The organism is Kitasatospora albolonga (genome assembly GCF_039535905.1).
Lineage (GTDB): Bacteria > Actinomycetota > Actinomycetes > Streptomycetales > Streptomycetaceae > Kitasatospora > Kitasatospora albolonga.
In genome coordinates, this window is the sequence record NZ_BAAAYB010000151.1 from 108,846 (window position 1) to 118,900 (window position 10,055).

9 protein-coding genes are annotated in these 10,055 nt (G+C 75.0%); 8 read left to right on the forward strand and 1 reads right to left on the reverse strand.

The window, feature by feature from the left end:
• Nucleotides 1–21 precede the first annotated feature (21 nt).
• From ABD946_RS38800 to ABD946_RS38835, 8 genes are all read left to right on the forward strand, one after another.
• Complete coding sequence (locus ABD946_RS38800) at nt 22–786, forward strand: ABC transporter permease (RefSeq protein WP_380149643.1); 765 nt, start codon at nt 22–24, stop codon at nt 784–786.
• 28 nt (nt 787–814) lie between these two features.
• Nucleotides 815–1,774, forward strand: coding sequence for an ABC transporter ATP-binding protein (locus ABD946_RS38805; protein ID WP_345290444.1), 960 nt, complete (start codon nt 815–817; stop codon nt 1,772–1,774).
• Nucleotides 1,775–1,888: 114 nt separating this feature from the next.
• Entirely contained in the window at nt 1,889–3,073 is a 1,185-nt protein-coding gene (locus ABD946_RS38810) for a DegT/DnrJ/EryC1/StrS family aminotransferase (protein ID WP_345290445.1), read from the forward strand.
• Between the two features lie 49 nt (nt 3,074–3,122).
• Nucleotides 3,123–4,121, forward strand: coding sequence for a Gfo/Idh/MocA family protein (locus tag ABD946_RS38815; protein WP_345290446.1), 999 nt, complete (start codon nt 3,123–3,125; stop codon nt 4,119–4,121).
• Nucleotides 4,122–4,142: 21 nt separating this feature from the next.
• A complete protein-coding gene (locus tag ABD946_RS38820) occupies nt 4,143–5,267 on the forward strand; it encodes a glycosyltransferase family 2 protein (RefSeq protein ID WP_345290447.1) in 1,125 nt (374 codons plus the stop codon).
• A 17-nt stretch (nt 5,268–5,284) separates the two neighbouring features.
• On the forward strand, nt 5,285–6,700 hold the full coding sequence (locus tag ABD946_RS38825) for a nucleotide sugar dehydrogenase (protein WP_345290448.1): 1,416 nt from the start codon (nt 5,285–5,287) through the stop codon (nt 6,698–6,700).
• A gap of 83 nt (nt 6,701–6,783) precedes the next feature.
• Nucleotides 6,784–8,073 (forward strand): DUF445 domain-containing protein, encoded by a 1,290-nt coding sequence (locus tag ABD946_RS38830; RefSeq protein WP_345290449.1) that lies wholly within the window; start codon nt 6,784–6,786, stop codon nt 8,071–8,073.
• A gap of 76 nt (nt 8,074–8,149) precedes the next feature.
• The gene (locus tag ABD946_RS38835) at nt 8,150–9,199 is read left to right on the forward strand and encodes an adenosine deaminase (RefSeq protein ID WP_345290450.1); all 1,050 of its coding nucleotides are present in this window, start codon (nt 8,150–8,152) and stop codon (nt 9,197–9,199) included.
• 4 nt (nt 9,200–9,203) lie between these two features.
• Here ABD946_RS38835 and ABD946_RS38840 read toward each other — a convergent pair whose 3' ends face one another.
• Entirely contained in the window at nt 9,204–9,938 is a 735-nt protein-coding gene (locus ABD946_RS38840; RefSeq protein ID WP_345290451.1) for a YidC/Oxa1 family membrane protein insertase, read from the reverse strand.
• Nucleotides 9,939–10,055: the final 117 nt, after the last annotated feature.

Sequence of the window (10,055 nt, forward strand, 5' to 3'; positions counted from 1 at the left end):
TCCTGGTGGCTGGTGGCCGCCATGTGGAACCGGGCCAGCATGGCCTACCGGGCCTCCTTCACCATGATGCTGGTGGCCAGCACCGTGATCACCGCGCTGGACTTCGTGGTGATCCTGCTGATGTTCCAGCACACCGAGCAGCTCGGCGGCTGGTCGCTGGCCGAACTCGCCTTCCTGTACGGCACCTCCGGCTTCGCCCTGGGCACGGCCAACCTGCTGGTCGGCTGCGTGGACGCGCTCGGCGACCGGATCCGCACCGGCACCCTGGACACCATGCTGATCAGGCCCGCCGCCGTGCTGGCCCAGCTCTGCGCCGAGCGCTTCACCCTGCGCCGGGTCGGCCGTCCGATCCAGGCCGCCGCGGTGCTGGGCTGGGCGATCGGGCGGCTGGACGTGCGGTGGACGGCGGACAAGGTACTGCTGCTCGCGGTGATGCTCGTCTGCGGCAGCGTCATCTTCTGCACCGTCTTCATCGGCTTCGCCACCGTGCAGTTCTGGTGGGGCGAGGCCGGCGAGTTCCAGAACGCCTTCACCTACGGCGGCGGCACCCTGCTGCAGTACCCGCCGACCGTCTTCGCCAAGGAGGTGGTGGCGGGCACCGTCTTCGGCCTGCCGCTGGCCTTCGTCAACTGGCTGCCCGCGCTGCACGTCCTGGGCAAGCCGGACCCGCTCGGCCTGCCCGAGGCCTTCCGCTTCGCCTCGCCGGTGGCCGCCCTGCTCTGCGTGCTGGCCGCCGGGCTGGCCTGGCGGGCCGGGCTGCGGGCCTACCGCGGCACCGGCAACTGACCACTCTCGCGTACGGAGGTACGGACACATGTCTCTGATCGAACTCGACGACGTCAGCCGGGAGTTCACCGTGCGGGCGAAGGCCGGCCGGTTCCGCCGGGAGAAGCGGACGGTCCGCGCGGTGGACGGGCTGAGCTTCCGGGTGGAGGCCGGCGAGTGCGTCGGCTACATCGGGCCGAACGGCGCCGGGAAGTCCACCACCATCAAGATGCTCACCGGCATCCTGGTGCCCACGGCCGGCCGGCTGCGGGTGGCCGGGGTCGAGCCCGCCCGGGAGCGGGTGCAGCTGGCCCGCCGGATCGGGGTGGTGTTCGGCCAGCGCACCACCCTCTGGTGGGACCTGCCGCTGCGCGACTCCTACGAGCTGGCCCGGCGGATCTACCGCATCCCCGACGCCCGGTACCGGGAGAACCTCGGTCGCTGCGTCGAACTGCTGGACCTGGGAAGCCTGTTGGACACCCCGGTGCGCCAGCTCTCGCTCGGCCAGCGGATGCGAGGCGACCTGGCGGCGGCCCTGCTGCACGACCCGCAGGTGCTCTACCTGGACGAGCCCACCATCGGGCTGGACGTGGTGAGCAAGGCCCGGGTCCGGGAGTTCCTGCGCGAGGTCAACCGGGACCGGGGCACCACGGTCCTGCTCACCACCCACGACCTGACCGACATCGAGCAGCTGTGCGGCCGGGTGATGGTGATCGACCACGGGCGGGTGGTCTACGACGGCGGCCTGGACGGGCTGCACGCGGCGGCGGAGAGCGAGCGCACCCTGGTGGTCGACCTGGCCGAGGAGGGGCCGGAGATCGCGGTGCCCGGAGCCCGGGTGGTGAAGGTCGAGGGGCCGCGGCAGTGGCTGGCCTTCCCGGCCGAGCAGAGCGCCGCCCCGCTGGTGGCGGCGGTCGCGGAGCGGTACCCGCTGGTCGACCTCTCGGTGCGCGAGCCGGCCATCGAGGACGTGATCGCGCGGATGTACGCCGAGGTGGCGATCGGCTGACCCGGTGATCAGGTGTGCGGTGCGTTCACTCGTGAGGGTGGATTCCGTGACTCCGGGGTGTCGCTGCTCGTTGACATCCCGGAGTACCGCACGGGCACGAGGAGTTGGGCGGGGATGGCGGGGCAGACCGGCAGCACGGAGGGGCCGGTGCCGGTGGCGCGGCCGGTGATCGGGGACGAGGAGATCGCGGCGGCGGTGCGCGTGCTGCGCTCCGGCTCGGTGGTCCAGGGGCCCGAAGTCGCGGCCTTCGAGCGGGAGTTCGCCGAGCTGGTGGACGGCCGGGAGTGCGTGGCCGTCAACTCGGGCACCTCCGCCCTCCACCTGGCCCTGCTGGCCCTCGGCATCGGGCCGGGCGACGAGGTGGTGGTGCCCTCGTTCTCCTTCGCCGCCACCGCCAACGCCGTCCGGCTGGCCGGGGCCGAGCCGGTCTTCGCCGACATCGAGCCCGGGAGCTTCGGCCTGGACCCGGCCGCCGCGGCCGCCGCCGTCGGCCCCCGTACGGCAGCGCTGCTCCCCGTCCACCTGTACGGGCACCCCGCCGCCATGGGCGGGTTGGGGAGGCTGGCGGAGCGGCACGGACTGGCCGTGGTGGAGGACGCCTGCCAGGCGCACGGCGCCGCCCTGGGCGCCACCGCGGCCGGCGCCTTCGGGGCGGCGGGCTGCTTCAGCTTCTACCCGACCAAGAACATGCACGCCCTGGAGGGCGGCATGGTGACGGTGGCCGACCCGGCGGTGGCCCGGAAGCTGCGGCTGCTGCGCAACCAGGGCATGGAGCAGCGCTACCGGAACGAGATCGTCGGGGCCAACCTGCGGATGACGGACGTCTCCGCGGCCGTCGGCCGGGTCCAGCTGCGGCGGCTGCCGGCCGCCAACGAGCGGCGACGCGCCCATGCGGCCCTGCTGGACCGCGAGTTGGCCGGTCTCGACGCGGCCGGGCTGGTCACCCCGGCGGTGGCGGCCGGGGCCCGACACGTCTACCACCAGTACACCGTGCGCGTCCTCGGCGCCCGACGGGACCGGCTGCGCGGCGAGTTGGCGGCGGCGGGGGTGGGCAGCGAGGTGTACTACCCGGTGCCGATCCACCGGCTGCCGCCCTTCCGGGGCCGGTGGGAGCTGCCGGAGACGGACCTGGCGGCGGCCGAGGTGCTCTCGCTCCCGGTGCACCCCTCGCTGACGGAGCGGGAGGTGGCGCGGGTGGCGGAGGCGGTCCGCGGCGCCCTGGGCGCGGTCGGACCGGTCGACCGGGCCGACCCGGCCGTACGTCGTGGGGACGGGGCGGTGTCGAGTGCGGTCGCCTGAGAGCGGGAGCCGGCCCGGACTGGTCAGGGCCGAGCAGCGGACCCGTTCCGTGGGGCGGCAGCGCAGCGGTGCCCCGCTGCGGGCCGGGCTGATCGGCTTCGGGGCGATGGGGCGCAACCACGCCCGGGTGCTCGGCGGTCTCCCCGGTGTCGAACTGGCCGGTGTGGTGGACCCGTTGGGGGGAGCGGGCCCGTGCGGGGTGCCGGTGCTGCGCAAGCTCGAACGGCTGCTCGCCCTCGGCATCGACTACGCGGTGGTGGCCTGCCCCACCGCCGAGCACGAGGCCGTCGGACTCCGGCTCGCGGAGGCGGGCGTGCCCGCGCTGATCGAGAAGCCGCTGGCCCCGGACTCCCGGGCGGCCGGCCGCCTGGTGGCCGCCTTCGACGGGCTGGTCGCCGGGGTGGGCCAGGTGGAGCGGTACAACCCGGCGCTCCAGCAGCTGCGCACCCGGCTCGCGGCGGGCGAGCTGGGCGAGGTCTACCAGGTGTCGACCCGCCGTCAGGGCCCCTTCCCGCAGCGGATCGCCGACGTCGGGGTGGTGCAGGACCTGGCCACCCACGACATCGACCTGACCGGCTGGATCACCGGCCAGGCCTACGCCTCGGTGGCGGCCAGGACGGTGCGCAAGAGCGGCCGTCCGCACGAGGACATGGTCGCGGTGGTGGGCACCCTCGCCGACGGCACCATGGTCAGCCACCTGGTGAACTGGCTCAGCCCGCAGAAGGAGCGCCAGGTCGCGGTCACCGGGGAGCGCGGCTGCCTGGTCGCCGACACCCTGACCGGTGACCTCACCCTGCACGCCAACGGCGCGGTGGCCACCGAGTGGGAGCTGGTCCGGGCCTTCCGCGGGGTGACCGAGGGCGACGTGGTCCGGTACGCCTTCCCCAAGCGGGAGCCGCTGCTCAGCGAGCACGAGCAGTTCCGGGAGGCGGTGGCCGGGCGCCCCGCCACCATCGTCCCGCTGGCCGAGGGCCTGCGCACCGTCACGGTCGCCGAGTCCGTCCTGGCCGCCGCCGGGCGGCCCGTACCCCTGGAGGTGGCCGGATGAGCGCCGGTTGGAGGTGGCCGGATGAGCGCCGGTGAGGGGCGGGTGCCCGACGTCACCGTGGTGGTCGCGGTCTACGACACCATGCCGTACCTGACGGTCTGTCTGAGCTCCCTGGTGCGGCAGACCCTGGGCCCCGGACGCCTGGAGGTGGTCGCCGTGGACGACGGTTCCACCGACGGCAGCGGGGCCGAGCTGGACCGCTTCGCCGCCGCGCACCCCGGCCTGTTCCGGGTGGTCCACCAGCCCAACTCGGGCGGCCCCGCCGCCCCCAGCAACCGCGCCACCGACCTGGCCCGCGGCCGGTACGTGTTCTACCTGGGCGCGGACGACTGGCTCGGCCCGCGCGCGCTGGAGCTGATGGTCGCGATGGCCGACCGGTACGGCTCGGACGTGGTGCTCGGCCGGATGGTGGGTGAGGGCGGACGGCACGTCCCGCAGGGCGTCTTCGACCGGACCGAGCCGTCGGTCACCTTCGCCGACTCGGCGCTGGCCTGGGCGCTCTCCGACACCAAGCTGTTCCGCCGGGAGCCGCTGGTGCGGCACGGCGTCCGCCGCCGGGAGGACCTGCCGGTCTACTCCGACCAGCCCTTCACCCTGCAGGCCCTGCTGCGGGCCGAGGGCCCGGTCTCGGTGCTGGCCGACTACGACTGCTACCACGCGGTGCTCCGGGCCGACCGCGGCAACGTCACCGTCCGCTCCGGCCTGCTCAACCGGCTGCGCGGCCTGGAGGCGATCACCGCCGTGGTCGAGCAGTTCACCGCACCGGGCAGCCCCGAGCGCCGGGCGCTGAACCTCCGTCACTTCGGCTGGGACGTGCCGCAGCTGCTCCGGGCCGGCCTGCTCGACCTGGCGCCGGGCGAGCAGCGGCGTCTGGTGGAGGGCGTCGGGCGACTGGTGCGGGAGCACTGCTCGGTGCTCCCCGAGCTGGGGACCGCCGAGCGGCTGCGGCTGGAGCTGGCGGCCGAGGGCCGCTGGCGGGCGGTGCGCGGGCTGGTCGAGGACGAGGCCGGGGCCGGCGGGGGGCCGGGGGAGCGGCTGGCGGTGCCGCGGCAGCTCTGGCGGGACGTGGTGCCGGAGCGGGCCCGGCGGGAGTTGCGGCGCCGGGCCGGGTGGCGGCGGTTCACCACCAAGGTGAGCGGGGGCTGACGGGAGTGGTGGCGGAGATGGACGGCACGGCGGTGGACGGCGCGGGGGTGGACGGCGCGGGGGTGGACGGCGCGGCGGTGGCGGCGGCGGAGGGTGTGCCGGTGGCGGGGGAGGACGGCGCGGCGGCGGTGGACCGTACGGTCTGCGTGGTCGGGCTGGGCAAGATCGGGCTGCCGCTCGCGGTGCAGTGCGCCGGGAGCGGGTGGCGGGTGCTCGGGGCGGACGTCGCGCCGCTGGTGGTCCGTCAGGTGAACGACGGCGAGACCCCGTTCCCCGGCGAGCCCGAGCTGGCGGACCGGCTGAAGCGGGCCGTCGCGGAGGGCCGGCTGACCGCCGGGGGCGACACGGCGGCCGCCGTGGCCGGGGCCTCGGTGGTGGTGGTCGCGGTGCCGCTGCTCACCGCTCCCGACCACAGCCCGGACTTCGCCCTGCTGGACGCGGCCACCGACGCCGTGGCGGCCGGGCTGCGGCGCGGGGCGCTGGTCTCGTACGAGACCACCCTCCCGGTGGGCACCGTCCGGGGCCGGGTGGCCGAGCGGCTGGCGGCCCGCTCCGGGCTGCGCCCCGGAGCGGACTTCGGGCTGGTGTTCAGCCCCGAACGGGTCTCCTCGGGCAGCGTCTTCGCCGATCTGCGCCGCTACCCCAAGCTGGTCGGCGGCATCGACGAGCGCTCCACCCGGCAGGGCGTGGAGTTCTACACCGCGGTGCTGGACTTCGACCACCGGCCCGAGCTGCCCCGGCCGAACGGCGTGTGGGCGCTGGCGTCCGCCGAGGCGGCCGAGTTCGCCAAGCTGGCCGAGACCACCTACCGGGACGTCAACATCGGGCTGGCCAACCAGTTCGCCCGCTACGCCGACCGGATCGGGGTGGACTTCGCCGAGGTGGCCGAGGCCTGCAACTCCCAGCCCTACAGCCACCTGCACCGTCCCGGCGTGGCGGTCGGCGGCCACTGCATCCCGGTCTACCCCCGGCTCTACCTCTGGGGCGACCCCTCCGCGACCGTGGTCCGCGCCGCCCGGGAGGCCAACCTCGCCATGCCCGGCCACGCGGTGGACCGGCTGGCCGCCGTGCTCGACCTGACGGACCGTCCGGTGCTGGTGCTCGGCGCGGCCTACCGGGGCGGGGTGAAGGAGACCGCCTGCTCCGGCGTCTTCCCGTTGGTGGACGCCCTCTGGGCGGCCGGGGCCCGGCCGTACGTCGCCGACCCGCTGTACGGGGCCGAGGAGCTGACCGCGCTCGGGCTGCCGCCGCACCGGGGCGAGCCGGTGAGCGCGGCGATCGTGCAGACCGACCACGCCGAGTACCGGACGCTGGGGGCCGAGCAGCTGCCCGGGGTGCGGGTGCTGCTGGACGGGCGGCGGGTCACCGATCCGGCGCGCTGGGCCGGAGTGCACCGGATCGTGCTCGGCGGCGGGGCCGGCCCGTCGTGCTGAACTCCTCGGGGTGACCCGGAACTGCCCCTGAACTCCACCGCGCCCCGGCCGTCTCCGGCCGGAGTCCGGGGCAGACTGGCGGGGTGAGTGCCGATCAGACGGCCGGGACCGGGGTCCGGTTCACCGCCGCCGACGAGGAGAAGCGCCGGGGCGTCCGGCGGATGAAGCTGTTCGCCACCGGGCTGCTCGGGGTGGCCACGGTGGTCTTCGGCCTGGCCACCTGGGCCGACGCCGCCGGGGCGGGCGCCTGGGCCGGGTACGTGGCGGCCGCCGCCGAGGCCGGGATGGTGGGTGCGCTGGCGGACTGGTTCGCCGTCACCGCGCTGTTCCGGCGCCCGTTCGGGCTGCCGATCCCGCACACCGCGATCATCCCGACCAAGAAGGACGCCTTCGGCAAGTCGCTCGGCGACTTCGTCGGCGACAACTTCCTCTCCGCGCCGGTGGTCCGCGAGCGGCTGGGCCGGATGGGCATCGCCCGGAGGCTCGGCGAGTGGCTGGCCGCGCCGGGCAGCGCCGAGCGGGTCACCAGCGAGGCCGCCGCCGCGCTGCGCGGGGTGCTCGCGGTGCTCAACGACGACGACGTGCAGGCCGTGGTGGCCGAGGCGGTCACCCGCCGGGCGGCCGCCACCTCGGTGGCCGAACCGGCCGGCCGGCTGCTCGGCAAGGTGGCCGCCGACGGTGGTCACCACGGGGTGGTGGACCTGGTCGCCGTCCGGGTGCACGACTGGCTGACGCGGCACCACCAGGACGTGGTGGGGCGGATCACCCAGAAGACCCCGGGCTGGACCCCGAAGTTCATCGACCACCAGGTCGGCGAGCGGGTCTACAAGGAGCTGATGCGCTTCGTCACCGACATCCGGGACGACCCGCACCATCCGGCCCGGGGCGCGGTCGACGACTTCCTCGCCGACTTCGCCGTCGAGCTCCAGCAGGACCCGGCCACCATCGCCCGGGTGGAGCGGGCCAAGGACGAGCTGCTCGCCCGCCCGGAGGTGCAGGACCTGATCGCCTCCTCCTGGGCGGCCGTCCGCACCCTGGTGCTGACCGCCGCCGAGGACGAGCAGAGCGAGCTGCGGCGCCGCATCCGCGACGGCCTGCGCGCGTTCGGGAGCCGGCTGGCCACCGACCGGCGGCTCCAGGCCAAGGCGGACGGCTGGCTGCAGGACGCCGCCGGGTACGTCGTGCAGACCTACCGAGCCGAGATCACCGCGCTGATCTCCGACACCGTGGCCGGCTGGGACGCCGACGACGCCTCCCGGAAGATCGAGGCCAACGTCGGCCGGGACCTCCAGTTCATCCGGATCAACGGCACCGTGGTCGGCGCGCTGGCCGGGTTGCTCATCCACACCGTGGCGGTGGCGCTCGGGGGCTGACGGCGTGTCCGACGCATCGGGCACGGCGGAGTTAGCATGCAGCGACTGCAACGGTGCACGAGGTGAGGAGAACGCAGTGGTCGAGAGCGCTGAGGGCAAGCGGGACATCGGGGCGTTCATCGCGGGGATGCCCAAGGCCGAGCTGCACGTCCACCACGTCGGCTCCGCCTCGCCCCGGGTGGTGGCCGAGCTGGCGGCCCGTCACGAGGGCCGGACCAAGGTGCCGCTGGACCCGGCCGCCCTGGCCGAGTACTTCACCTTCACCGACTTCGCGCACTTCATCGAGGTCTACCTGAGCGTGGTCGACCTGATCCGCGACGCCGAGGACGTCCGCGCCCTCACCTACGGCGTGGCCGAGGACATGGCCCGGCAGAACATCCGCTACGCCGAGCTGACCGTCACCCCCTACTCCTCGGTCAGCCGGGGCATCCCGGACGTGGCCTTCATGGAGGCCATCGAGGACGCCCGCAAGTCCGCCGAGAAGGACCTCGGCGTGGTGCTCCGCTGGTGCTTCGACATCCCCGGCGAGGCCGGTCTGGCCGCCGCCGAGGAGACCGCCCGGCTGGCCGTCGACCTGGCCCCCGAGGGCCTGGTCAGCTTCGGCCTCGGCGGCCCGGAGATCGGCGTGCCGCGGCCGCAGTTCAAGCCCTACTTCGACCGGGCCCGGGCGGCCGGCCTGCGCAGCGTCCCGCACGCGGGCGAGACCACCGGGCCGGAGACGGTCTGGGACGCGATCCGGGTGCTGGGCGCCGAGCGGATCGGCCACGGCACCCAGGCGGTCAAGGACCCGGCCCTGCTGGACTTCCTCGGCGAGCACCGCATCCCGCTGGAGGTCTGCCCGACGTCCAACATCGCCACCCGGGCGGTGGAGCGGATGGAGGACCACCCGATCCGTCAGATGGTGGACGCCGGGCTGCTGGTGACGGTCAACAGCGACGACCCGCCGATGTTCGGCACCGACCTGAACACCGAGTACCAGGTCGCCGCCCGGCTGCTCGGCCTGGACGAGACGGGCGTGGCCGGGCTGGCCCGCAACGCGGTCGAGGCCAGCTTCCTGGACGCACCCGGCAAGGCCCGGCTGATCGGTGAGATCGACCGCTACCTCGCCGGGTGGGACCGGGGCTGAGGCCTCAGGACATGGCCTTCCCCCTCTTCCGCGCCACCGTCCGCGCCACCGTGGCACCGGCCTCCGCCGTGGGGTCGGTGCCGCGGTGCAGCCAGGCGCGTTCGGCGAGGGTCCAGGCGGTGGTGGTGAGCAGGTAGAGCGCCCCGGCGAGCGGGAGCACCAGGGCGAACTGTGCGGTGCCGTAGGAGAGGTACGGCGCGATCCCGGTGCCCGGTGCGGGCGGGGTCGGCTGGGCGGCCATGGTCCGGCGGGCGCGGCGGAAGCCCAGCCAGCCGAGGGCCGCGAGGGCGGCGAACACGGCGGCGAAGAGGGCGAGTTCGGGCCCGGAGTGGGCGGAGCTCGGGTGCAGGCCGAGCGGGACGCCGAACAGCGTCGCGCCGAGCAGGTCGTTCGGCGTGGTGAAGAGCCGGTACATCACGGTGAAGAAGGGGAGCTGGGCCAGCATCGGCAGGCAGCCCGCGAACGGGGACGCCCCCTCCGACCGGTACAGCTCCGCGGTCGCCTCGCGCAGCCTCTCCGGCCGCTCCTTGTGCGTGCGGCCCAACTCGGCCAGCCGGGGCGCCAGTCGGGCCCGGACCCGTTCGCCCCTGGCGGCGGCGCGGGCCAGCGGGTGGAGCAGCAGTCGGACGGCGGCGGTGAACAGGACGACAGCGAGGGCGGTCGGCAGGTGCGCGGCGAGCGCCGCGACGGCGTCGTGGGCCAGGCCGACGGCGGGGTCGAGCAGGGTGAAGACGGACATGACGGGGTGAGCCCTCCGGGGTCTCTGGGGGCGCGCGGCGGTGCGTGGCGTGCTTGGGCACGCGGGCACACGGGCGCGCGCGGGGGTGAGAGGTCGGCGGAGGACGGCCGGTGAGCT

What these genes read in the sequence shown, in the direction of transcription:
- ABD946_RS38840 (WP_345290451.1), bottom strand. Translation starts at nt 9,938, where the DNA reads ATGTCCGTCTTCACCCTGCTCGACCCCGCCGTCGGCCTGGCCCACGAC.
- ABD946_RS38820 (WP_345290447.1), top strand. Translation starts at nt 4,143, where the DNA reads ATGAGCGCCGGTGAGGGGCGGGTGCCCGACGTCACCGTGGTGGTCGCG.
- ABD946_RS38825 (WP_345290448.1), top strand. Translation starts at nt 5,285, where the DNA reads ATGGACGGCACGGCGGTGGACGGCGCGGGGGTGGACGGCGCGGGGGTG.
- ABD946_RS38800 (WP_380149643.1), top strand. Translation starts at nt 22, where the DNA reads ATGTGGAACCGGGCCAGCATGGCCTACCGGGCCTCCTTCACCATGATG.
- ABD946_RS38810 (WP_345290445.1), top strand. Translation starts at nt 1,889, where the DNA reads ATGGCGGGGCAGACCGGCAGCACGGAGGGGCCGGTGCCGGTGGCGCGG.
- ABD946_RS38805 (WP_345290444.1), top strand. Translation starts at nt 815, where the DNA reads ATGTCTCTGATCGAACTCGACGACGTCAGCCGGGAGTTCACCGTGCGG.